The following is a 24,925-nucleotide window of genomic DNA, read 5'->3' on the forward strand; positions in this document are numbered from 1 at the left end:
AAACGTTTCTTTTTTGTTAAGAAAACTCATTTATTTAACAAACTACTGGGTAAGCCCTGCTTTCACATAAAGGTGTAGAACTTGTATATCTACATTCACTGCATATATCGATGATTTTAAAGCAGCATTTATAATACACTCCACTGCTACCATCTCCTGCAGCCTCTCCTTTAATAATTTTCAAATCTTTCCTCGAAAGTTTTTTTAATTTCTTCATAATGTTTTTTTAAATGATTATGTGTCATTATTGACGATATATAAATGTAGAAAAAAAGAACACAAAAAAGAATTATTCCGATTAAATCATACAAGTAAATCATTAATTATCAAACAAATACAGGTTATACAAATTAATTTCATTAATGTAAAACTTCGTTTTGAATTAAAATTTTGCATTCATTTCATTTATCATTTGTGAATGTATTATTTATTTTATCAATTAAAATTAAAAACCTATTTTTGGGAAATTTGAAAATTGATTATATGAAGACTAAACATCCTAAAGGGCTGCCTTATCTGTTTTTTACAGAAATGTGGGAGCGTTTCGGGTACTACCTGATTCTTGGAATCTTTGTTCTGTATGTTATTGAGCCTACGGGTATGAAAGGCGGACTTGGACTTCCGGATAAAACTGCTGATGACATTTTCGGAACTTATATTGCCTTAACCTATCTGACACCATTCATCGGAGGATTCCTGGCAGACAGAGTGTTAGGGTATATTAAATCTATTTATCTCGGAGGTTTTTTAATGGCTGCAGGATATATAGGAATGGGTGTTTTTAAGGATTTGCCTTTATTTTATACCTCTCTGGCGTTAATTATTATCGGAAACGGTTTCTTTAAGCCTACCATTTCAACACTCTTAGGAAACCTTTATTCTGAAGAACCCTATAAAGCCAATAAAGATTCCGGGTATAATATTTTCTACATGGGAATCAATATCGGGGCATTTATCTGTAATATTATTGCGGCTTTCATGCGTAATAAATTCGGTTGGGGTGAAGCTTTTATCACTGCCGGAGTAGGGATGCTTATCGGGATGGTTATATTTACAGTCGGAAGAAAACATTATATCCACGCAGCACAGATGAAGCCTGTGCAGGAAGGTGATACCAAGCTTTCAGAAATTCTGATCAAAGTATTTGTTCCTGCTATTATTGCCGGAGCAATAGGCTGGTTTATTCCTGATAATATTTTCGGGAGTGACAGTACGGATGCCTTTATTTTTGCATGTATCCCTGTTATTTACTTTTATGCTTCCCTTTACTTTAAAGCGAAACCTGATGAAAAAGCATCTATCGGCGCATTGCTTTCCGTATTTCTGATCAGTATGTTCTTCTGGGCTGTTTTCAAACAAAACGGTACAGCCTTAACAAGATGGGCCAATTATTATACGGACAGAAGTGTTCCGGCCTCTCTTGAAAAGCCATTGGAAGGTATCTATATGGTAGATGGGAAAAGCTATAAAGACAAAGAAACTCCTGTATATGATAATCAGTTCCGCTCTCAGAAAGATGATAACGGAGAGACTAAAAAGGAAATGGGAAAAGATGTTTATTTTAAAAACATATCTCCTGAACAGCGTGCTGCTCTTGAGAAAAACCCTGAAAATAAAGTCTATTTATACAATACAGAATTGTTCCAGTCTATCAATCCGTTCTGGGTTATTGCTTTGACGCCAGTTATTGTAGGATTCTGGGCATTACTGAGAAGGAAAGGAAAAGAACCTTTAACGCCTACCAAAATTGTTTTAGGACTTTTTATTTCCGGACTTTCCTGTCTGGTGATGGTTTTAGCAGTAATGGCGGGAGACAATGGTGCTGTAAAAGTATCTCCGTTATGGCTGGTTGCCAGCTATGGAGTAATCACCGTTGGTGAGCTCTGTCTTTCTCCAATGGGACTTTCTTTCGTTTCCAAGCTTTCTCCTGCAAGAATTACAGCCCTGATGATGGGAGGTTTCTTCCTGGCCAACTCCGTTGGAAACAAGCTCTCAGGAATTCTGGCAAGCACATGGTACAATTATGAAAATAAGACGAATTATTTCCTTGTGAACTTCGCTTTGTTAATATTTGCTACACTTTTAGGGCTTTCCATGCTGAAAAGACTGAACAAAATTATGAAGGAAAAAGGACATTAATCCTTGATATTATACAAATTAGCAAGCTGCGGAAGTCCTCCGCAGCTTTTTTTTAAAAATAAAATTAAAACCTTGCCAAAAACCCAAAATAAACTATATTTGTCAGTCTTAACAAAAATTAACAATAGAAATGGATAATATTGAAGCATTGAGTCCGAAACCGGATGAATTTGTAGAGAATAAGAATTCCAGGCATCCTAAAGGATTATGGGTTCTTTTCGGAACAGAAATGTGGGAGCGTTTCAACTTTTATGGGATGAGAGCACTTTTGACGCTCTTCATGGTAAATTCCTTATTAATAAAAGAAGCTGATGCAGCGATCATCTATGGTGGATTTCTAGCTTTATGTTATTTAACCCCTCTTTTGGGAGGATTTATTGCTGATAAATATATCGGAAACAGATACGCTATCATCATTGGTGGATCGTTAATGGCTATCGGCCAGTTCCTATTATTCATCAGTGCCTCTACTTTCTCAGCAGATATTGGCAGTGCTAAGCTTATCATGTGGCTGGCATTATTCGTGATCATTTTTGGTAACGGATTCTTCAAACCGAATATCTCCTCAATGGTAGGAAGCCTTTATCCAAAACAGGAAAAGTCCAAGCTGGATTCTGCCTTTACTATTTTCTATATGGGGATCAACATCGGAGCATTCCTGGGGCAGTTCATCTGTCCATACGTAGGAGACGTAAAAGATGCAGCAACAGGAGTAAGAGATATCTTTGCTTTCAAATGGGGATTCTTAGCGGCTTCTATTGCAATGGTTATCGGAACGGTAACATTCTTTATCCTTAAAAATAAATATGTGGTAACTCCGGAGGGAAGACCTATCGGGGGATTGCCAAAAAATAATACAAGTGCTGACTTTGAAGAAGGAGAAACACAGACTGCCAAATTCTCTGGGCAGGCTTTAGGAATCACAGGAGGAATATTTGTGATTTTATTCTTTGTATTCAGATACCTTCTTGTAGGTGAGTTTGGATTCAATTCTGTAGAAATGGGACAACTGATCAAAGGAATCATTTATCCGTTCATCTATTCAGCCGGTATTTCACTTGCCTTCCTAATTATGTCTTCTGCTGAAAATAAGGTGGAAAGACAGAGAATTTGGGTAATCTATATTGTATCTTTCTTTATTATTTTCTTCTGGGCTGCGTTTGAACAGGCAGGATCTTCATTAACATTTATCGCAGATAACCAAACTGACAGAAATATTTTCGGATGGAATATGCCGCCTTCAATGGTTCAGATCTTCAACGGAATCTTCGTTGTTATTCTGGCTGTTCCTTTCAGTTTAATCTGGGATAAATTAAGAGCTAAAGGAAAAGAACCGGTATCTCCATTCAAACAAGCAATGGGACTGGCATTGATCGCTCTTTCTTATTTCATTATTGCTCATAACGTAAAAGACCTTGGAAACTCAGGTTTATTAGCCATCAAATGGTTAATGTTACTATATTTCATCCAGACATGTGGTGAGCTTTGTCTTTCCCCGATCGGTTTATCATTGGTTGGTAAACTGGCACCAAAAAGATTTGCTTCATTACTGTACGGTGTTTTCTTTATTTCTAACGCTGCAGGTTATGCATTGGCAGGTTCATTAGGAGCACTTATCCCTGCAACAGGTGATAAATTCAAGAAAGCTGAAGAAATGGGTATTAATCTACAGGATGTTTTAGATAAAAAAGTAACCCTTACAGCGGATCAGGTAGCTGCTTTCGATAAAGCTCAATTACCATTACACAACCCTACTTTTGTAGGATTCGAAATCCATAACTTATTTGAATTCTTCATGGTATTCGTAGTACTTTGTGGTATTGCTGCTGTAATTCTAGGTTTAATTTCACCTATCTTAAAGAAAATGATGCACGGCGTAAACTAATTGTATCAACAAAATATTATAAAACCTCTGCCAAGTCAGAGGTTTTTTTATTTTCGTATGATGGAAATTTCCGAAGATTCTTTATTCCAATCCGTAAAGGAAATCATTAGGCAGTCGCGCGAAAAAGTTTTTCGGATAGCGAACTCTACTCTACTGCTTACCTACTGGCAGATTGGAAAACTTATTGTTGAAGATGAACAGCAGGGAAAAGAACGTGCAGAATACGGAAAGTATACGCTGAAAAAACTTTCTCAGAAGCTTACCTTAGAATTTGGAAAAGGGTTTGATTATACGAACTTGTCTAATATGCGAAAGTTTTACACAGCGTTTCCAATTGTTGACACATTGTCTCAACAATTGAGCTGGTCCCATTACAGGTTGCTTTCAGCCCAGGATAATAAAGACAAAAGACATTATTACCTGAATGAAGCAGTACAAAACAACTGGAATGTAAGAGATCTCAAAAGACAAATCAATTCTCTGGCTTATGAACGCGTTTTAGAACATAAAAAATCTTCATCAGAAAGTATTCACAGTGTTTTAAAAGATCCTTATATTTTTGAATTCCTTGGCTTAAAAGCTGATGAACAATTCTCTGAAAAGGAAATTGAAACAGCTATTATTGATCATATTCAAAAATTTTTACTTGAATTTGGAAAAGGGTTTGCTTTCGTAGCGAGACAACAACATATTTCTACGGATACATCGGACTTCTACATCGATCTTGTCTTCTATAATTACATCTTAAAATGCTTTGTCATCATTGATCTGAAAACCGGAGAACTCTCTCATCAGGATATTGGGCAGATTGATATGTATGTAAGAATGTATGATGATCTGAAACGCGGTGAAGGAGATAACCCAACCATCGGAATCTTGCTATGCTCAGAAAAGGATGAGACTATTGTAAAATATTCCGTTTTGAATGATAAAAACAATTTATTTGCCAGCAAATACCTGCTGTACCTCCCAAAAGAAGAAGAATTAAAACAAATTATTGACCAGGACAGAATCCGTTTTGAGCTGGATCAGGAAAATAAAAACCCTAATTAGAACTTAATCATATATCATTATGAGCTTAACTTTAGATGAAATACAAAATTTCAAAGGAAAATATCCCAGACAGATCTGGAGCCTGTTTTTCTCTGAAATGTGGGAACGCTTCTGTTTCTACGGAATGCGTGGAATGCTGGTCTTCTTCATGATCTCACAGCTTAATTTCCATGAAAAAGAAGCCAACCTTCAATATGGTGCCACACAAGCGTTCGTATATGCCTTTACCTTTGTAGGAGGCCTTTTTGCCGATAAAATTTTAGGATTCAGAAAGTCCCTGTTCTGGGGAGGTCTTCTGATGATCGTAGGAAGTTTAATTCTTGCTACCGATCCCCATAAATTCTTTTTCCTGGGAATAGCTTTCACCGTAGTAGGAACAGGTTTCTTCAAACCTAATATTTCTTCAATGGTGGGGCAGCTTTATAAACCCAATGATTCAAGAGCTGATGCAGGTTTTTCACTTTTATGCAGGGATTAACCTTGGCGCATTGCTGGGTGGTTATTTATGCATTGCTATTGGTAAAGGAGAATTTTTAAGCAATATTATTGCAGAAGAAATGAGATGGCATATTGCTTTTGGACTGGCTTCAATCGTAATGGTAGTAAGCTTAATTAACTTTGTATTTACACAAAGAACATTAGGTACTATCGGGTTACAGCCGGGGCACCCTTTAGCAGAAACAAAAACAGCTCCAATACCAAAATGGAAAGAATATGGCGTATATGTACTGTCACTGGTTTTTGTGCCTATCATTATGACAATGGTTGCTAAAACAGAATATACGGATTATTTTATGTGGACAATCGGACCACTGACCTTAATCTATTTATTCTATGAAATGTCTAAAGTAACAGCTTCTGAACGTAAAAAGCTTTGGGCTGCTTTGGTTTTCATTATTTTCTCCATCATATTCTGGGGAATTTACGAGCAAAGTGGCGGCTCTTTAAGCATTTTTGCCGCCAAGAACCTGAACAAAGACCTTTTCGGACTAGATCCTAATGGCGTTAATAACTCAGGGGGAGCATTCTTCATTATTTTCCTTGCTCCGCTTGTAGGTCTCCTTTGGATCTGGCTGAACAAAAGAAAGATTGAGCCTAACACTATTATCAAATTCGGATTAGGATTTATTTTCCTGGGATTAGGATATTATGTCTTATTTGCAACCAGACTATTTGCAGATCTTCAGGGATTACTTCATTGAACTTCTTCACGCTGGCATTATTAATCATTACCCTTGGAGAATTATGCCTCTCTCCTATCGGGTTATCTATCATGACAAAGCTTTCTACCAAGAATCTTCAGGGAATGATGATGGGAATGTGGTTCCTTGCTTCAGCGTATGGACAGTATGTTGCAGGGATTATCGGAGCCAGCCTTGCTACATCAAAAGGAGGTTCCAGCAACTATGATGCTTTGATCACTTATACTGATGGATATAAACAATTGGGATTGTATGCGGTAATTGCCGGAGTGGTATTAATTTTGATATCTCCGTACGTGAAAAAATTAATGCAGGATGTAAAATAGAAAATAAGTAATTATGCTTATTTTTACCTAAATATCACAATATGAAGAAAATTTTAAGCATAATTCTCTTACTTCTATTAAATTTTCACTTTGCCCAGGTAAAGTGGATGACCATTGAGGAAGCTTTAAAAGCTCAGAAAGAAAATCCCAAGAAGATACTTATTGATTTTTATGCAGACTGGTGTGGTCCCTGCAAGATTATGGATAAGAAAACATACGGGCATTCAGTAATTGCACAGAATCTGAATGAGAATTACTATCCTGTAAAGTTCAACGCAGAAGAAAAAAGAGTATTGAGATTTTGGAAGAACATTTTCCAACCCAAATACTGAACATAAAAAAGGAAGAAATTCTCTGCATGAGTTTACACAATACATGAATGTAGGCGCTGTTCCAAGCACCGTATTTCTGGATGAACATGGAGATCCTATCACTATTCTTCAGGGAGAATTGTCTGCCAAAGAACTGGAGCCTTATCTGGAACTGATCTCAAAAGATGTATTCAAAAAGATTAAGACCAGGGAACAATGGGAGGACTACCAGAAAAGTTCAAATCTAAAATCAAAGATTAATTCAGAATTTAAACCGGCTTTTTCGGGTCCAATTCTAAAAATTCATTATACAGACTTTCAATTTTTTGGAAGTCTTTTTTATTTTACCGAAATTCGGACCTTTGTTTTTTCATATAGATCTGGAGATGTTGAAACCAGATTACAAATCAAAAAATGACTTTAGAAACTTCCATAGAATACGTAAAAGGAATAGGTCCGGAGAGAGCCAAACTCATTAAAAACGTGTTGGGCCTGTCTACCGTAGAAGATATGCTGAACTTCTATCCTATCCGCTATCTGGATAAAAGTAAAATTTATAAAATATCCCAGCTTCAGCAGGAAAGCAGTCAGGAAATACAGCTGAAAGGAAAAATCACTCAGGTGCAGGAAATCCAGACGGGTAAAACCAAGAGATTATCTGCAAAGTTCAATGATGATACCGGCAGTATGGATCTGGTTTGGTTTCAGTATTCCAAGTGGCTGAAAGATCAGCTTCCGATCAACAAGGAGGTTTATATTTTCGAAAGATCAATGTTTTCAACCGCCAGTTTTCCATGCCGCATCCGGAAATAGAGGCTGAAGAAAAAAAGAAGGTGACACCCGCCTGAAACCGATATACCCAAGCTCTGAAAAACTGACAAAAAGAGGATTAAACCAAAGATTTTTTCAGAATGCTTTAAGAAATATCTGCAGAGAGATTCCGGGTCTTATCGAGGAAAATTTTCCGGAATATCTGATGAAGACATTCAAATTCATGTCCAGACAGCATGCTTTCCTGAATGTTCATTTCCCAAAAGACCAGGAACATTTTGATAAAGCGGATTACAGATTGAAATTTGAAGAATCATTTTTCTTTCAGCTAGGATACGGCTTAAAGAAACTTCATCATAAAACACAGTCTCATGGTAATCCTTTTCCCATTATCGGAGATCATTTTAATGACTTTTATGAAAATCACCTTCCTTTTGATCTTACCAACGCACAAAAAAGAGTTTTAAAGGAAATCCGGATGGATATGAAAAGGCCGATCCAGATGAACAGGCTTTTACAAGGAGATGTAGGATCAGGAAAAACAATGGTGGCACTTCTTACCATGCTTATTGCAATGGACAACGGCTTTCAGAGCTGTCTGATGGCTCCAACTGAAATTCTTGCCCAGCAGCATTATAATGGAATTAAGGAACTGCTGGAAAAAACAGGAATCAATATCCGCCTTCTTACAGGCTCTACCAAGGCCGCAGAAAGAAGAATTATCCATGAAGAACTGGAAAATGGTGCGCTTTCAATTTTAGTCGGAACCCATGCTGTTTTAGAGGATAAGGTTAAATTTAAAAATCTTGGATTAGCCATTATCGATGAGCAGCATAGATTCGGTGTTGCTCAAAGGGCAAAACTTTGGGCTAAAAATAAGATTCCGCCTCATATTCTGGTGATGACAGCCACTCCTATTCCAAGAACCCTGGCCATGAGTTTTTATTCTGATCTTGATGTTTCTGTGATTGATGAGATGCCAGTGGGAAGAAAACCCATTATTACAGCTCACAGACGTGAAAAAGACAGGCTGTATGTCTATAATTTCTGTAAAGATGAAATTAAAAAAGGCAGACAGGTTTATTTTGTATATCCTCTGATTGAAGAATCCGAAACCCTGGATTATAAAAACCTGATGGAAGGTTTGGAGCATGTCATGGATTATTTCTCCGAATACAATGTCACGATGCTTCACGGAAAAATGAAACCGGATGAAAAAGATGCTGCCATGGCTTATTTTGCTTCAGGAAAAGCTGAGATAATGGTTGCTACAACGGTTATTGAAGTAGGAGTAAACGTTCCCAATGCTTCCGTAATGGTGATCGAAAGCTCAGAAAGGTTCGGGCTTTCACAGCTTCACCAGCTCAGAGGACGTGTAGGAAGAGGAGCAGAACAGAGTTACTGTATCCTGATGACTTCCGATAAATTATCAAAAGAAAGCAGAACGCGTATCAAGACTATGACTGAGACCAATGATGGGTTCAAAATCTCTGAAGTGGATATGCAGCTGCGCGGTCCGGGGGATATACTGGGTACCCAGCAAAGTGGCGTGGTGGATTTCAAAAGATTAGATCTCATTCATGATTCAGCGATCATTAAAACAACAAAAAATACGGTGGAAAAAATACTGGAAGCGGATCCCATGCTATCCAGAACTGATAATCAGATCATCAAAAATTATTACATCAGATATTATAAAGGAAAAAATAAGTGGAGTAAAATATCATAAAAAAACCGCAGAAAAAGATTTTCCTGCGGCCCCTTATAAAACTGTTATTTAGAAGAAATTACTTTTTGCTCTCTGTAAAAAATTTATTTTAATAGTTTAGACTTAATATTTTGTGATGTGGTGTGAAAATATTTATATAATAATGATGGAGTCAAAGCCACAACTATTAAAATAAATTATAAAAAAACAAAATGAATTATTTTTTCCAACTTGCTTATTATAAAAACTAACTGTGTTTCGATGGAGATGAGGGAATGAAACGAATAAAAATACCTCCAACTACTTATTGAGTTTTCATGATTGTACCGTTTTGTTTAAAGATCTTCTGTGCTTTAAAATTGGAAAATTATTATAATTCATTTTGTTACTAACATCGTGATTTATATAATTTTGTTATAGAAACAATTACTCTTCATTCATCTGTATCTTCCACTTTATAATGAAATTTGTGTCTGAGTTTACTTTTACAAATGTCAGTATATTAATTCAGATCCTTTTTATATTATTTTAATGATTAGTTATAAAATTTTCACCTATTTGTGAATAGTATGCATTAAATACGATTTTAAATTTGTTCATATTAAATTAACATATCCTTTATTCATCATACTTTCAGTATAAAATTATCCTTATTCAATCCTGAAGTATGATATTGCCAATTGATCGTAATAATTTCTGTAAGCACCTTTTTCAGTTTCTCAAAACAGTCCGGTTTTTTCATAAAAATATTGGCTCCTTTTACAAAAATATCTTCAATTTCATTTTCAGGAATCGGTTCAGAAAATCGCAGTCACCATATTATTGAATTTTGAATTCGAATCAATTTCTTCCAGACATTCCATGCTGTCTTTTCCGGGAATTGCATAGTTTATAAAAACAATCTCAGGAACTACCGCATCGTCATTATTCAGGTATTCCATCAGATTTTTACCGTTATTGAAGCATTGAACTTTTATAGAGATTTTCAACTCTTTCAAAATACTTTTAAAAAAATCAAGGTGTTTTCATCGTTATCTGCTACTATTACGTTCAGAAATTCTTTATTCATACTGCATTTTAGGGTTTATTGCCGTGCTCTGTACTCTTCTTCGTCTGCCAATAATCTTTTGGAACTGAGATGGAGTAATTCCTGTTGTATTTTTAAATTGGGTACTCAAATGTGCCACACTGGAATAATTCAGTTTATGGGCAATTTCTGTGAGGCTCTGCTTATTTCTTATGATTAATGCTTTTGCATGCTCTATCTTTTGCAGAATAATAAAATTCTCAATAGAGGTATAGGCAACCTCTGAAAACAGATTGGAAAGATATCCGTAACTGTGGTTTAGTTTCTCAGAAATATAGATAGATGCTTTTACGGGAATAATTTCATCAGAAAAGACAAGTTCCACTATAACATCTTTTATTTTCTGTACAAGAGCGGTTTTTTGGCTTTCTATGATCTCAATCCCATAATCTTCAAGGTTTTTCTTAAAAAGATTGTGCTGTTCCTGGGTCAGGGGCTCATAGAATTCCACCTCGCCGAAGTTCAGCAGCCTGTACTTCAGCCCGTGTTCTTTAAGTTTTTCGTCCAATACCTTTTGCAGAGGGCATTGAAATCAAATTTAACATACATTTTCATCCTAGTATATATAAAGCCAATTTTATTTAGTAAATATAGCAAATTATTTCATTTAAAAGTGAAATAGGCCTACATTTTTAAATTTTGTTTTATATACGAAAAAACTCCTGTATTGTTGAATACAGGAATTTAAACACTAAGGATGAAAAAAATATACTGATAAAAAGCTGAGTCAGCTCAAAACCAAGCATATGAATGTATTGTTGTAAGTGATTTGGTTCTGAAACAAAGATGAATCAAAAAAAGAACTCACTTGTTATAGAATTACAGGATAAAGTTACAAAATTTTAAGTCAATCAATTGTGAATTAGGAATTCCATCAGATAATCATCCATTACAAAACCGTTCCCGATATCAAAAACCCCTTCATCATAAACCCTGTATCCCTGGGATTCGTAGAAGTTTCTGGCAGAATTATATTTGTTAACATTCAGAATTATCCTGTTGTTTCCGTTTTCAGAAACTTTCTCATTCAGAAACTGAAGCGCAGCTTTCCCAAATCCTTTCCCTTTACTTTCGGGAACCAGATAAATACGGTGCAGTTTGGTTGTATTTTCATCATAATTATGCTCATACCCGATAAAACCTTCATAGCTGTCATGAAGCTCATCCTGAATAAGATAATAATGATAATGTGGGTTTTGAAGGTGACTCAGAATCTCAGGTTCAGAATACATTTCGGAAAGCATAAACTTCATTTGCTCCTTCGAAAGAATGTCTGCATATGCATTTTCCCATGATCTTTGTGCAAGATCCTGAATCAAAGGAATATCTGCGGCTGTTGCCTGTCTTAATTTCATGATTGATTATATTAGGGTGATTAAAAAAGTGAAAAGCCTAGACTTTCCACCTTTGTATTATTGAATGACAGTTGATGAATTTTAACAGGGTCAAAATTCATTTTGCCGGCTTCTTTATTAAATAGTTGCCATTTCAGCCTTAATTTTTGCATGAAGCCCTTCTGATGCCTTTACCAAAGGAAGTCTCAGATAGTTTTTAATGATTCCTTTCTCTGCAAGAATTACTTTAATACCGCAAGGGTTTCCTTCAGCAAAAATCAAGCGGGTAATATCAACCAGCTTGTTGTGGATTTCATAAGCTTCTTTTACTTTCCCTTCAAAAGCCAGCTGTACCATCGTTGAGAATTCTTTAGGATACGCCTGTGCGATTACAGAAATCACTCCGTCTCCACCTGCTAATGTTACAGGCAAGGTATACTCATCGTCTCCGGATACTAAAGAAAATCCTTCAGGTTTCTTTCTGAGAATATCAAAATACTGTAAAATATTCGGTGCCGCTTCCTTAATTAAAAATAAATTAGGGAATTCTTTTGCAAGGCGAATTGTCGTATCCGCTTCTATATTCTGCCCTGTTCTTGAAGGGACATTATAAATGATAATATTTTTCCCTGTAGAGGCCAGAGCTTTATAATGCTGATAAAGACCTTCCTGATTGGGTTTATTGTAATATGGGGACACTGAAAGTACTGCTTCAAATGCAGAAAGATCAGCTTCCTCAATCTGTTTCTTGACCTCAAGAGTATTGTTGCCGCCAATTCCTAAAACCAAAGGAAGACGTTTATTATTCACCTTAATGATATGCTCAATTACCTGTTTCTTCTCCTCTGCAGAAAGCGTTGCGGCTTCTGCCGTAGTTCCCAATACTACTAAATAATTGGTTCCGTTTTCGACATTATAATCAACCAGTTTTGTTAAACTGTCGAAGTCAACGGATAAATCTTCATTAAAGGGTGTTACCAATGCAACACCTACTCCTTTTAAAATGCTCATCTGTTAGAATTATTTTTGCCAAATTTAATCATTTACAGTAAGAATTTGTAATAAATAATAATGTTTTATTATACATATAGTTATATTTGCATATACTAAAAGATTATGAAAAATAAATTCTTGTTATTAGGAATTGCCCTGGCGTCCCTTACTGCATGCAAAACGGCCTCTGCGCCGCAGCTTGTGAATGTGAAGACCCAGAAAAATATTTCTATTAATAATGAGCTAAAAAATGATGAGGAGTTTGTAAAATTTATTGAGCCCTACAAGCAGAAACTGGATAAAGAGATGAACCAGAAGATCTCCCACACCAGTGTAGATCTTACCAAGCAGGGCGATAACAGCAATCTGGGAAATCTTTTAGCTGACTATACGTTTGAAGGAGGTAATGAATGGATTAAAGCTCATCTTAAGCAAAACGTAGACGCTGCGCTGATCAATATCGGAGGAATCCGCACCACAATCGGTAAAGGAGATATTTTACTGAAAAATGTATTTGAGGTAATGCCTTTCGAAAATGAAGTGGTGATTGTAAAAATGAAAGGAGCAGATTTACAGGGACTTTTTGAGTATTATGCAAAAACGCAGGTCAACAACCCTGTTTCTCATTTATATATTGAAACAAAGAACGGACAGGTAATCAAATCGTTAATCAACGGCAAAACAGTAGATCCGGCTAAAGATTATTATATTGCCACTTCAGACTATCTTGCGCTGGGAGGAGACAATATGAAATTCTTTGCCAAAGGAGAATCCATTGCAACAGGAATTAAAATGAGAGATTTATTTATTGATTATTTTAAAAGATCTCCTGAAGTTGTCGCCAATTCGGATGTTCGTTTAAATTTTATCGGGAAGAAATAATGGATAGAAAAAGTTTTTTAAAAGCAATAGGAGGCGGATCTTTAGCAATGGCTTTAGCTCCCAATATGATGATGGCGGAAGAATTAAAAATTCTTGATGTAAAATCCGCAAATAAACTGACTATTCTTCATACCAACGATCAGCATAGCAGAATAGAGCCTTTTGACTCAAGCTATACAAAAAACCCTAATCAGGGAGGCTTTGCCAGAAGGGCGAGCTTAATTCAGCAAATCAGAAATCAGGAAAGCAATGTGCTTCTTCTTGATTCAGGAGATATTTTCCAGGGAACTCCTTATTTTAATTTCTTTGGAGGAGAACTGGAATTCAAATTAATGTCCATGATGAAATATGATGCATCCACTATGGGAAATCATGATTTCGATAATGGCCTTGACGGATTTTTAAAAGTGCTTCCGAATGCGAAATTCCCTTTTATCTGTTCCAATTATGATTTTAAGAATACTGTTCTGGATGGGAAAACTTCCCTTATCAGATATTCAACAAGAACGGAATCAAAGTGGGAATTTTCGGGGTGGGAATTCAGCTGGATGGACTGGTAGGTAAAAAACAGTATGGAGAAACCGCTTATTCCAATCCGATTGATGTAGCCCAGCATTATTCAAATTTCCTGAAAAAAGAGCAGAAGTGTGACCTGGTGATTTGTCTTTCGCACATCGGCTACGATTACAGAGACGAACCGGACAAAATAAGTGATAAAATTTTAGCGGCTAACACAGAAAATATTGATATTATCCTGGAGGCCATACGCATACATTCTTACCGGAACCTCAATCCTTTACCAACAGACAGGGCAAAAATGTACTTGTTAACCAGGTGGGATGGGCAGGTCTTCTTTTGGGCAGAATAGATTTTTATTTTGATACAAACAAAAACGTACAGCATATTTCCTGGAACAATCAGGTAATAGATAGCAGCATAACCGCATAATATGAAAAAACTCTCTATAATTTCTCTTGGTATTTTAGCATCCCTGCAGCTGACAAAAGCTCAGGTTATTTCATCCAAAAAGTGGGCAGATCTGTTTTCCTACAACAAGATCCTGGCAATGAAAGAAGACAATGGAAAAATCATTGCAGCCACAGAAAACGGAATATTCTATTATACAATATCAACGGGAGAAATTACGAAGTTGTCCAAAGCCAATGGTCTTCACAATATCGGAATCACAGCTTTCGATTATAATCCTCAGACTAAAACAGGTCTTATCGGTTATGAAAACGGATCTATGGATGTTATTACCCCACAGGAAATCAAATATATTGTTGATATTCCTATTGCTACGGGTTATAACGGAAATAAAAAAATCAACCACATTTCTATAACCGGAGATCAGGCTGTCATTTCTGTGGGGTACGGAGTTTCCATATTTAACCTGCAAAATAAGGAATTTGGTGATTCTGCATTTTTCCTAACCGGCGGGGTTTATCAGGCCAGTAATGAAGCTACGATATTCGGGAATAAAGTATATTCCGTAACTGATACAGGATTGAAAAGCCATCAAATGAACACGACTTTCCCGGTATACTCTACCTGGACAACCGAAATACCCGGAGCTTTTAAACATATAGATTCAGAATCAGAACTGGTTTATTCAACTGCAACAGCGGCATATGTTTACAACAATGGCGCCCCGATACAGCTTCCGACAACTTTTGAGAATATACGTGATGTTGTGATAAACTCCAATAATGTTGTTGTTACAGATAACAGGGTTTATACTTATGGTATCAACGGGGTGTCACAAAATGCAGTAAGCCTTGGTGAGGAATGTAATACTGCCATAACAGCTGGAGGAAAAATTTTAGGAGGAACAGTATTATCAGGGATAAAGGATGAAAGTAACAATACTTTTAAACCTTCCGGTCCTTATTTTAACTATGCCTATAACATTAATCTTTTCGATAATAATCAGCTTCTGGTTTCTTCCGGTGCCAGAACAAATAATTATAACCATCCGTCTATTCCATTGCAAAAGCCAAGTCCTGGTTTTTATTATTTCAATGGTACAGAATGGATCTACCCTTCATTCTTTCTTAAAAATCCTCCAAGCAATGTCAATGTCCTGGATGCTATTATAAGCCCTTATAACAATAACGAAGTACTGTTCACCAATTACACAATGTTTGATAATGGTGTCTACAGAATGAAATACAATGCAACAAGCAAAGATTTTGAACTGGTAAAATATTATAACCTGGGGGCTCAGCCTTATTACAGACGTCCTGTAGGTTTTGCTGTAGACCCGCAGAATAACTTGTTTGTATCTTTCGGATTTAATGACGGAAACCCATCTATGGGAATCTATGATAAAGCCAGTGATGATTTTCTTATCAAGAAAATTGTTCTTGCCAGTGATGGAATACAAAAGACTGTTTATTATGAAAATATGCTATGGACTCCTCTGCCAAGATCCAATAACTTCTGGGTATATGATTATAAAAACGCATTGAACCTTTCTGATGATACGGATTATATCCTGGACAGTTCTAATGGGTTCAACAGTTCGGGAGGAATATTATCAGTAGCATTTGATAAGTCCGGTGATGCCTGGATTGGGACAGACGAAGGCTTAAGGATCATGCCGAACGCAGCGTCAGAAATAAAAAATGCTCAGCCTAAAGTAGAGCCTATAGTGATAGAGCAGAATGGTTTGGGTGAAGAGCTTTTCAGAGAATCAGCAATTCTGCAGATTGCAGTGGATGCAGGTGATTATAAATGGGTATCTGTTGACGGTGGTGGTGTTTACTACCTGTCTTCGGACGGACAGAGAACCATAAAGCATTTTACAAAGGAAAATTCACCTCTTCCTACAAACAGTGTTACTGATATAAAAGTTGATAAAAACAGGAAAAGTATATTTTGTAACGTATAACGGTATTGTAACCTACCAGGGAGATGTAGCAGATGTGACATCCAATTTCGGTGATGTTGTGGTGTATCCTAATCCTGTTGTGTATTCCAATTTCAAAGGAAAAGTTACCATTAAAGGTCTTGCGGAAAAAACCAATATAAGAATTGTAGATGCTGCAGGAAATGTAGTGCATTCTGCTGTAGCCAGAGGAGGATATTATGAATGGGATCTGAACAATCAGAAAGGGAAAAGAGTAGCTTCAGGAATTTATTTTGTCCTGATGACCAATGAAGACGGATCTGATAAAGCTACCGCCAAAATAGGAGTGGTTAATTAATGAATTCACAAAACGGATTTTTACTTTCATTTATAAAATACGGAGAAAATGATGCTGTATTGCATTGTTTTACAGAAGAAGAGGGGTTTCAGAGCTATTTTCTAAAAGGAATTTATTCTAAAAAGAATAAGAAAAAAGCCCTGTTGCAGCCGCTGAGCCAGCTCAATTTTTCTGTCAATCCATCACGGGGCAACGGAATCCCGTCTGTTTCAAAGTTTGAACTGGTAAAAAACAATGACATTTATACAGATATAAAGGTCAATACTGTTATTTTCTTTATTTCGGACTTTCTGAGTCATATCCTTAAATATGAGAATAAAAATATTCCGATCTATTCCGGTATTGATGATTTTGTCAGTGAACTGACCAACAAAATTATCAGGCACACCTACTTTTTTTACTGGCTGTTTTAAAAATACAGGGAGTTGCTCCATTACTAAGCGAAGGAAAATTTTTAGATCCGGAAACCGGAACTTTTTCTCCGGGAATGTGCCATCAGCTGTTCAATGAAGAAATTTCCACATTATGGAAAGAAGCGCTTTGTGCAGAAGATTTTTATGCCACAAAAATCCATTCTTCATTAAGAAAAGATTTTCTGGACAGTCTTTTAGTGTATTATCACTATCATATCACAGACTTCAAAACCCCGGCTTCACTGGAAATTATCCAGCAGATATTTGAGTAGCTTATAAGACAGATCTGCGGTTTACTCCCTTTTGTTTTTTCAGCATCCTCCGGCATTTCAGTTTCCGATTCTGCAATCTCCTTTTTGGAAAATCTTGGCTGCAGGATCTTGGCAATAAGCCCTGTCCATCCGGTCTGATGGGAAGCTCCCACTCCACGGCCGTTATCTCCATGAAAATATTCGTAGAAGAGGATATAATCTTTAAAATCAGGATCGGTCTGAAATCTTTCATACTGACCGTGAACCGGCCGTTTTCCGTTTTCATCTTTTAAAAATATCTTCGCAAGCCTCTTGTTTAAGGCATCTGCAATCTGATCAAGGTTTGAATAATTACCGCTTCCGGTGGGGTATTCTACTAAAAAATCAGGACTGTAATAGAAGAAAAACGCTGAAGGCTATCGATAATGAGGAAATTGATAGGAAACCAAACCGGACCCCGCCAGTTGCTGTTTCCACCAAATAGCCCGCTATCACTTTCTGCAGGAGTATATTTTACGGTATAATCTGTTTCATTCAAAGTTAAAGTATAAGGATTATTTTCGTATTCTTTCGATAATGCCCTTACCCCATAATCACTCAAAAATTCATCCGGATTCAGCATCCGGTTTAAAAGTCTTTTCAGACGGTGGCCACGAAGCAATGATAAAAGGTGTTTGGAATCATGGCCTTTGACTTCCCACCTTGAAACCAGCGCAGCAAGTTCAGGTTTATTATCCAGTATCCATTTCATTCTTTTCTTGAAATTGGGAAGATTTTCAATCATTTCATCGTCTATAACCTCAACGGCAAACATCGGGATCAGCCCAACGACAGTTCTTAATTTCAGATACATATGAGTTCCGTCACTGGAAGTAATCGCATCATAGAAAAATTCGTCCTGTTCATCCCAAAGACTGAAATTCTCATCTCCCATATTATCCAATGAATGGGCAATCGACAGGAAGTGTTCAAAGAACTTCATTGCCATTTCTTCATATACTTTATTGTAAAGAGCCAGTTCAAGTGCGATTCTCATCATATTCAGAGCAAACATAGCCATCCAGCTTGTTCCATCCGACTGTTCCAGCTGTTCCCCATTGGGCAAAACAGAATTTCTGTCAAATACACCGATATTATCAAGTCCCAGAAACCCACCTTCAAAGATATTATTACCGTTAAGGTCTTTTTTGTTAACCCACCAGGTAAAATTCATCAAAAGTTTTTGGAAAGCACTTTCCAGAAATTCCAGGTCGGGCTTATCTTTTAAATATTCATCAATTTTAAACACCCTGAAAACCGCCCAGGCATGTACAGGAGGATTCACATCACTCAGGTCCCATTCGTAAGCAGGAAGCTGCCCGTTGGGATGCATATACCATTCAAACAGGAAAAGTTTCAGCTGATGTTTGGCAAAATCCGGATCTATCAATGAAAAGCTGATGGTATGAAATGCAAGATCCCACGTTGCATACCACGGATATTCCCATTTATCAGGCATGGAAATAACATGTTCGTTGTTAAGATGCTTCCAATCAAAGTTTCTTATTGTTTCCCGGGACTTTGGCGGCGGCATTTCGGCAGGATCACCTTTTAGCCATTTTTCCACATTGTAATGGTAAAACATTTTATTCCACAGCATTCCGGCAAAAGCCTGTCTTTGTACCCATTTTTCATCATCCGAAGAAATTCCTTTCTGGATCTCCGCATAAAACTCATCTGCTTCTTTCTGCCTTTCCTGAAAAAGTATATCAAAATCTTTAAACGGCTCATGTAAATCTTTGTCTGACAGCCGGAATTCAAATATTTTAGTTTCTCCGGCTTTAAAATCTTCATCAATAAAGAAAGAAGCCTTGGTACCTGTATTTTGTGGATTCACTGACTGGGAATTTCCTGTCATCACAAAATTATTGATTCCGTCTTTACAATACTTTGATTCATTAGAACATTGATACAGCTTTTCATTATTGGTTTCATTGTTACAAAACAGGGTTTTTAAGGACTGTTTTGCATACACATTTTTAATATCAATATCCTGATGATTTACTTTAATATGGTCAGCATCTTCAGCAGACAGTTGAGGTTTATAGTCATCATACCCCCAGTTCCAGGTGTTTCTGAACCAGACAGTCGGAAGAATTACGAGAGAAGCTTCTTTTTCAGATTTGCTGGCAACCGTTAATCTGACGAGAATATCATTCTGGCTTTCCTTTGCATATTCAATAAAAATGTCAAAATATTCATTGGTATCAAAAATCCCTGTATCAATCAATTCATATTCCGGATCGCCTTTTCCTCTCTCCGCATTGGTTTTTACCAGATCTTCATAAGGGAAAGCGTTCTGAGGATACTTATACAGCATCTTCATGTAGGAATGCGTAGGCGTAGAATCCAGGTAATAAAAATATTCCTTTACATCTTCACCGTGATTTCCCTGTCCGTTGGTGAGTCCAAAGAACCGTTCTTTCACCATCTTATCCTTTTTATTCCAGAATCCCATAGAAAATACCAGCTTCTGGAGATCATCACAGATTCCGCATATTCCTTCTTCACCCCAACGGTATGTTTTGGCTTCTGCCGTTTCATGATTGGTATAATTCCAGGCGTCTCCGTTTTCACTGTAGTCTTCGCGGACAAGTCCCCATTCCCGGTTGCTGACATAAGGCCCCCATTTTTTCCATGAAATATCTGCAATTCTCTGCTGTTCTGACATAAATAAGATGTTTTGTACAATTGTAAAATGTATTCATGTATTGATGATGATAAGCTCAAAACTTGAAACTTGAAACTTTGAACTTTAAACTATGCTATCCTCCCGTAGAAAAACTTTCAAACGTAGTCATTCCCCCATCTATAAAAATGCTTGTTCCCGTAATATAATCGGCAAGATCACTGGCAAGGAAGACGGCTAAATTTCCGATATCCTGCGGCTGTCCGATCCGGTTGTAAGGAATAAGGGAAAGAAGTGAATTGAGGGCCTCCGGGGTATCCCACGCATTCTTGTTAATCGGAGTCTGAATAGCTCCGGGGCAAATAGAATTAACACGGATTTTATCTGCACCATATTCCTGGGCAAGGGTCTGCATCAGCATTCTTACAGCACCTTTACTGGATGCGTAATTGGCATGTCCGGCCCATGGGATGATTTCATGTACTGAACTGATATGGATGATCTTCCCGCAAGCGATAGAACGGGATGTATCTATTCCGCGTCTTAGAAATTCTTTAATGGCTTCTCTTGCACACAAAAACTGTCCGGTCAGGTTTACTCCTATGACAGCGTTCCATTGATCCAGCGTCATTTCTGTAAACTTTGCATCCTTTGATTCCTGCATTATTGATCAGGATATCTACGGTTTGATATTCGGAAACTATATCCTGAAACATTCTCACGACCTGATCTTCCTTTGAAACATCACATGGATAGGTCATTCCTTGTCCGCCGGCATCGGTTATTTCTTTCAAAACTGCTTTGGCTTCGTCTGTAGATCTTTCTGAAGAATGATTGACAATAACCGTTGCACCTGCTGCAGCCAATGATTTTGCTATTCCGGAACCGATTCCGCTGGAAGCTCCGGTTACCAAAGCCACCTGATTTCGAAGTGATATTTCCATGTTTTGTAATTTGACGTTACTCAAAGTTATGGAAAGATATCAGCAGATGAAAATTATGATTTTAAAATTTTATTAAAGTTTCTTGTACATCAGATATTGAGGCCCGCTTCTGCCGATTCTGGTTTTGCCATCGTAAATATACCCTGCCTTAAGATAAATATGATAGGCTGAATCATTTTTCTGGTTGACGGCCAGTACAATTTCGTCACAGTGGCTAAAACGGTCTCTGACAAAATCTTCTACTTTCAGCATGGCTGCTTTCCCGATTCCTTTGCCCTGCATCCGGGGATTAATAGATAATGAGCGTAACAAAGCTGAGTTTTCATTATCAGTAAGTTCAAATTTATCTTTTCCAAAATCAAGTACAAAGAAGCCTGCAGGCTGGTCATTATAAAATATAGTTACGGGAAATGCATTGTTATCATCCCGCTCACTGATACTTTGTAAGGCCTGCTGAGCAGTCGCCGTAAATCTCATCTGATTTTCGTCGAGAGCATAACTGACTCCGGAAAGATCTTCTGTTTTAAAGAATTCTAAATGTATCATATCCTATTAGTGATGGTAAATATCTTCATACATTACGCCTGCACGGATTTCCACAGGAAGTTTATTTTCCTCCGGAACAACAGGACAGTTGTAATCGTAAGCATTATAAGCGCAGAAAGGCTGATAGGATTTATTAAAATCAAGAACAATCGTGTTCCCTTTAGGAATCTTCAGATCCATATATTTTCCTCCTCCATAGGTTTCTTTTTCATTGGTTGCATCACGGAAAGGAAGGAACAGATAGTCTTTGTATTTTTCCTGCTTAATCAAAGCCAAACTTTGGTATAACGTTACAGTATAAGGCTTACCATCCAAGGTAAATGTTGCTTTGCCATACTCCTGGTACGTCTTTGTTTTCCCTGATGAAGTAGGAAGCTCAAAGGGTTTTGTATCTTTTGACTTAACAAATTCTGCGGTTACCCTATATTTGACATTAAAGGGAAAAAATGGATGTCCTTTGAAATTTTTAAAATTATCACCTCTTAGCGGGGTCTCTTTTGGATTAAAATATTCAGCGTTAAGTTCCTTTTGAAATTTCTGTACCTCTTTCTCTTCCTTTGAAATCATTTTCTGGGAAAAAGCCCATAACGGAAGGAGTAAAAAGAGTACTATATATTTTTTCATGAGTATAAATTATAAGTAAAGCTATGAATTTTCATAACAACAAAAAGTTAAAATTGTAATAAAAAGTATAATCTGTTTTAAATACCATAAACGTCTTCCGATCTAGCATACTTTTTGAAAAATAAGGGTCATGGACAGAAAAAAATTCATTCAGACAAGTGCTATGGCTTTAGCAGGTTTTTATTTTCTTCAATCCGGATTATTTCATGCTGCAGAAAGAAAAAATAACCGGTCAGGAGAAATTATTGATGCACCGGTTGTGATTATTGGCAGCGGTTACGGAGGAGCGGTATCTGCACTGCGTCTTTGCGAAGCCGGGCAAAAAGTAATGATGCTTGAAATGGGTCTTAACTGGGAAAAAGCAGGAATACCGTTTTCCAATCTGCTGAAGCCCGGTAAAAGTTCTGCTTGGCTGAAAAAGAAAAGCATTGCTCCTTTTATGAATATTTTTTCTCTGGCTCCTTTTACCGGAACATTAGACCGTCTGGATTTTGAGCACATCAATATCTGGGTAGGAAGAGGTGTTGGCGGAGGTTCCCTTGTAAATGGCGGAATGGCTGTTACTCCTAAAGAAAGCTATTTCAGAGAAGTTTTTCCGGATCTTGATACTGAAAGATTTTACAGCCATTACTTTCCACTGGTGCGGGAGGAACTCAAGGTAAATGTTATTGATGAACAATTTCTGAAAGACTGTCCTTATTATCAGTTTACAAGAGTAGGTGAAGAAGAGGCTCATAAAGCAGGCTTTAAAACGATGAGGGTACCGAACGTCTACGATTTTAAATATATGGAAAAAGAATTCAGGAATGAGGTTCCCCGTTCTGCTCTTAATACGGAAGTCATTTATGGTAACAATTACGGGAAGAACAGTCTGGATAAAACTTACCTGAGAAAAGCTCTTGAAACCGGAAACCTGGAAATTCTTGATCTTCACCGCGTAGAAACGCTTAAACTTAATGATGATAAAAGCTACACTCTCAGTGTACAGCAGATTGATACTTCCGGCATTCCGGTTGCAGATAAGGTTGTCAACTGTAAAAAACTGATTCTTTCCGCAGGAACTATGGGAACTTTACAGATTCTGTTACGGTCCAATGCAGAAAACGGATTTCCTATCCATGAAAAAATCGGCAAAAACTGGGGGAACAATGGAAACTTTATGACGGGAAGAAACTGGGTAAAACCTTTATCCGGCGGTACAGGCACAAAACAATCCACAATTCCGGTGGGAGGAATTGACAACTGGGATGATCCCGAACATCCGTTTTTCACGGAAATAGCTCCACTGCCTATGGGAATGGATGTTGCAACAGCCTTATATCTGCTGATCAACAGGGTTGATAAAAAGGGAGAAGTTGCCTACAGTAAAGCCAGCCAATCCCTGATACTGAACTGGGATGAAAGCAATACCGCTAAAATGAAAGAAAATGCCCAATACTTTATCCGTAAAATGAATAAAGCAAATGGAGGAACCAGAAGCCACTTGCTTTTCAATAATGGTTTCGGAGCTGATATCTGTTATCATCCGCTTGGAGGATGTGTATTAGGCGAAGCTACCAACGAATATGGAAAACTCAGAGATCACGAAAATTTATATGTGCTGGATGGATCATTAATTCCGGGAACCATCGGTGTGAATCCTTTTGTTACCATTACTGCCATTGCGGAATATTGCATTGAAAACCTGATCCGGCAAAATGAATTTTTCTTGCATTAAGGTATTGATTGTATTTCGGAAAGATAATTCCTGATATCGCTTTCCAGCTGTTCCGGATAGGTAAAATTAAGATTTTCAGCCAAATAAGCACCCATTTCATGTACCAGATCAGCATAAGCAAACAGTGCTGACCAGTTTTCTGATATTACTTCCTGAAAAAGTAGCTTCTGCTTTATGCCAGAGTTCCTCAGATAAGTATTGTTTAAAAAGCCGGCCGTGCTTATTGGTGGTTATATTGTTCCAGTTATGATTTTCTGCAATGTACCATTCAATCAGAGGAACAAGATAATCTGTTCTCAGGACATTTTCAGACATAAACTTAGCATAAAAAATATCACCGCGTTTTAAACATTTTGCTACATACGTGGTATCCCACCAGAAGTCATTCATCAGCTGCTGAAACTTTTTTTCAGTTGGTTTCTGAATCATGATTGACTGGTACGTAGGTGGTTTCAGGTCTTCAGTCAGTTTATCTTTATCGATTAAAACTTTATATCCCACATCCCAATCCTCGGGAAGGGTTTCTTCGTTAACCTCCTTAATAAATTCCGGGACCTGATACAGTTTAAAGTCAACTTTCACATGATCTTTATACAAAATCATTTTCATGGCATGCTTTCCGCCAAACACACTGTCACCTTCCTCAATCATCGAGATAGGATCGCCAAAGAAACTTATCCATTCGTTGTCCGATTCATAAGGCGTTTTGTTTTTAAAGACAAGCTCTACATCCAGATCACTGAAATCATCTACAGGCGCATAAGGATTTACCAATGAACTGGTCAGAAGAACAGCACGGATATCAGGATTGTTTTCAGCCCAGTGAATAATCTGCTCCAGCTTTTCTTCCCTTATTTTCATA

At 37.2% G+C, this 24,925-nt stretch carries 16 protein-coding genes and 7 pseudogenes; 13 read left to right on the top strand and 10 right to left on the bottom strand.

The genetic code is table 11. The features are described from left to right. Window positions 1-34: 34 nt before the first annotated feature. Entirely contained in the window at window positions 35-217 is a 183-nt protein-coding gene (locus OWR28_RS26915; protein WP_433987282.1) for a bacteriocin-like protein, read from the bottom strand. A 266-nt stretch (window positions 218-483) separates the two neighbouring features. Between OWR28_RS26915 and OWR28_RS08335 the strand changes: the two genes are divergently transcribed. From OWR28_RS08335 to recG, 6 genes and pseudogenes are all read left to right on the top strand, one after another. After that, a complete protein-coding gene (locus OWR28_RS08335) occupies window positions 484-2,139 on the top strand; it encodes a peptide MFS transporter (protein WP_332386231.1) in 1,656 nt (551 codons plus the stop codon). A 130-nt stretch (window positions 2,140-2,269) separates the two neighbouring features. After that, entirely contained in the window at window positions 2,270-4,024 is a 1,755-nt protein-coding gene (locus OWR28_RS08340) for a peptide MFS transporter (RefSeq protein WP_332386232.1), read from the top strand. Window positions 4,025-4,081: 57 nt separating this feature from the next. Next, window positions 4,082-5,077, top strand: a complete 996-nt coding sequence (locus tag OWR28_RS08345) for a PDDEXK nuclease domain-containing protein (protein ID WP_332386233.1) — start codon at window positions 4,082-4,084, stop codon at window positions 5,075-5,077. A 19-nt stretch (window positions 5,078-5,096) separates the two neighbouring features. Further along, window positions 5,097-6,605 (top strand): annotated as a pseudogene (locus OWR28_RS08350) (peptide MFS transporter). A 41-nt stretch (window positions 6,606-6,646) separates the two neighbouring features. After that, on the top strand, window positions 6,647-6,937 hold the full coding sequence (locus OWR28_RS08355) for a thioredoxin family protein (RefSeq protein ID WP_332386234.1): 291 nt from the start codon (window positions 6,647-6,649) through the stop codon (window positions 6,935-6,937). 393 nt (window positions 6,938-7,330) lie between these two features. Then, window positions 7,331-9,416, top strand: a pseudogene (recG, locus tag OWR28_RS08360) (ATP-dependent DNA helicase RecG). A gap of 776 nt (window positions 9,417-10,192) precedes the next feature. Here recG and OWR28_RS08365 read toward each other — a convergent pair. From OWR28_RS08365 to dapA, 4 genes and pseudogenes are all read right to left on the bottom strand, one after another. Beyond that, on the bottom strand, window positions 10,193-10,393 hold the full coding sequence (locus OWR28_RS08365) for a hypothetical protein (RefSeq protein ID WP_332386235.1): 201 nt from the start codon (window positions 10,391-10,393) through the stop codon (window positions 10,193-10,195). A gap of 63 nt (window positions 10,394-10,456) precedes the next feature. Then, a pseudogene (locus OWR28_RS08370) lies at window positions 10,457-11,037 on the bottom strand (helix-turn-helix domain-containing protein). A gap of 296 nt (window positions 11,038-11,333) precedes the next feature. After that, window positions 11,334-11,837 (bottom strand): GNAT family N-acetyltransferase, encoded by a 504-nt coding sequence (locus OWR28_RS08375; RefSeq protein ID WP_332386236.1) that lies wholly within the window; start codon window positions 11,835-11,837, stop codon window positions 11,334-11,336. A 117-nt stretch (window positions 11,838-11,954) separates the two neighbouring features. Next, window positions 11,955-12,827, bottom strand: coding sequence for a 4-hydroxy-tetrahydrodipicolinate synthase (gene dapA / locus OWR28_RS08380; protein ID WP_332386237.1), 873 nt, complete (start codon window positions 12,825-12,827; stop codon window positions 11,955-11,957). A 105-nt stretch (window positions 12,828-12,932) separates the two neighbouring features. Here dapA and OWR28_RS08385 point away from each other — a divergent pair, with 105 nt between their 5' ends. The 6 genes and pseudogenes from OWR28_RS08385 (at window position 12,933) to OWR28_RS08410 (ending at window position 17,585) form a co-directional block, all read left to right on the top strand. Continuing rightward, a complete protein-coding gene (locus tag OWR28_RS08385) occupies window positions 12,933-13,691 on the top strand; it encodes a 5'-nucleotidase C-terminal domain-containing protein (RefSeq protein WP_332386238.1) in 759 nt (252 codons plus the stop codon). Continuing rightward, window positions 13,691-14,639 (top strand): annotated as a pseudogene (locus OWR28_RS08390) (bifunctional metallophosphatase/5'-nucleotidase). Before OWR28_RS08385 ends, OWR28_RS08390 begins: the two are co-directional and overlap by 1 nt. A 1-nt stretch (window position 14,640) precedes the next feature. Continuing rightward, a complete protein-coding gene (porZ, locus tag OWR28_RS08395) occupies window positions 14,641-16,584 on the top strand; it encodes a type IX secretion system anionic LPS delivery protein PorZ (protein ID WP_332386239.1) in 1,944 nt (647 codons plus the stop codon). Then, window positions 16,547-16,900, top strand: a complete 354-nt coding sequence (locus OWR28_RS08400) for a T9SS type A sorting domain-containing protein (RefSeq protein ID WP_332386240.1) — start codon at window positions 16,547-16,549, stop codon at window positions 16,898-16,900. The genes porZ and OWR28_RS08400 overlap by 38 nt, the downstream gene beginning before the upstream one ends. Then, window positions 16,900-17,313 (top strand): DNA repair protein RecO, encoded by a 414-nt coding sequence (gene recO, locus OWR28_RS08405; RefSeq protein ID WP_332386241.1) that lies wholly within the window; start codon window positions 16,900-16,902, stop codon window positions 17,311-17,313. Before OWR28_RS08400 ends, recO begins: the two co-directional genes overlap by 1 nt. 74 nt (window positions 17,314-17,387) lie before the next feature. After that, window positions 17,388-17,585: a hypothetical protein gene (locus OWR28_RS08410; RefSeq protein WP_332386367.1), complete on the top strand. Its 198-nt coding sequence runs from the start codon at window positions 17,388-17,390 to the stop codon at window positions 17,583-17,585. Window positions 17,586-17,677: 92 nt separating this feature from the next. Here the strand turns inward: OWR28_RS08410 and OWR28_RS08415 are convergent. The 4 genes and pseudogenes from OWR28_RS08415 to OWR28_RS08430 all read right to left on the bottom strand — a co-directional run. Continuing rightward, window positions 17,678-20,274, bottom strand: a pseudogene (locus tag OWR28_RS08415) (MGH1-like glycoside hydrolase domain-containing protein); the annotation flags it as partial. A 94-nt stretch (window positions 20,275-20,368) separates the two neighbouring features. Next, a pseudogene (locus OWR28_RS08420) lies at window positions 20,369-21,176 on the bottom strand (glucose 1-dehydrogenase). 72 nt (window positions 21,177-21,248) lie between these two features. Beyond that, window positions 21,249-21,722, bottom strand: coding sequence for a GNAT family N-acetyltransferase (locus OWR28_RS08425; RefSeq protein ID WP_332386242.1), 474 nt, complete (start codon window positions 21,720-21,722; stop codon window positions 21,249-21,251). Between the two features lie 6 nt (window positions 21,723-21,728). Next, on the bottom strand, window positions 21,729-22,346 hold the full coding sequence (locus tag OWR28_RS08430) for a DUF1684 domain-containing protein (protein WP_332386243.1): 618 nt from the start codon (window positions 22,344-22,346) through the stop codon (window positions 21,729-21,731). A 130-nt stretch (window positions 22,347-22,476) separates the two neighbouring features. Between OWR28_RS08430 and OWR28_RS08435 the strand changes: the two genes are divergently transcribed. Next, window positions 22,477-24,063, top strand: a complete 1,587-nt coding sequence (locus OWR28_RS08435) for a GMC family oxidoreductase N-terminal domain-containing protein (RefSeq protein WP_332386244.1) — start codon at window positions 22,477-22,479, stop codon at window positions 24,061-24,063. 74 nt (window positions 24,064-24,137) lie between these two features. Here the strand turns inward: OWR28_RS08435 and OWR28_RS08440 are convergent. Continuing rightward, window positions 24,138-24,924, bottom strand: a pseudogene (locus OWR28_RS08440) (AadS family aminoglycoside 6-adenylyltransferase); the annotation flags it as partial. Window position 24,925: the final 1 nt, after the last annotated feature.

It is taken from the genome of Chryseobacterium sp. 1B4 (genome assembly GCF_036631475.1).
GTDB lineage: Bacteria > Bacteroidota > Bacteroidia > Flavobacteriales > Weeksellaceae > Chryseobacterium.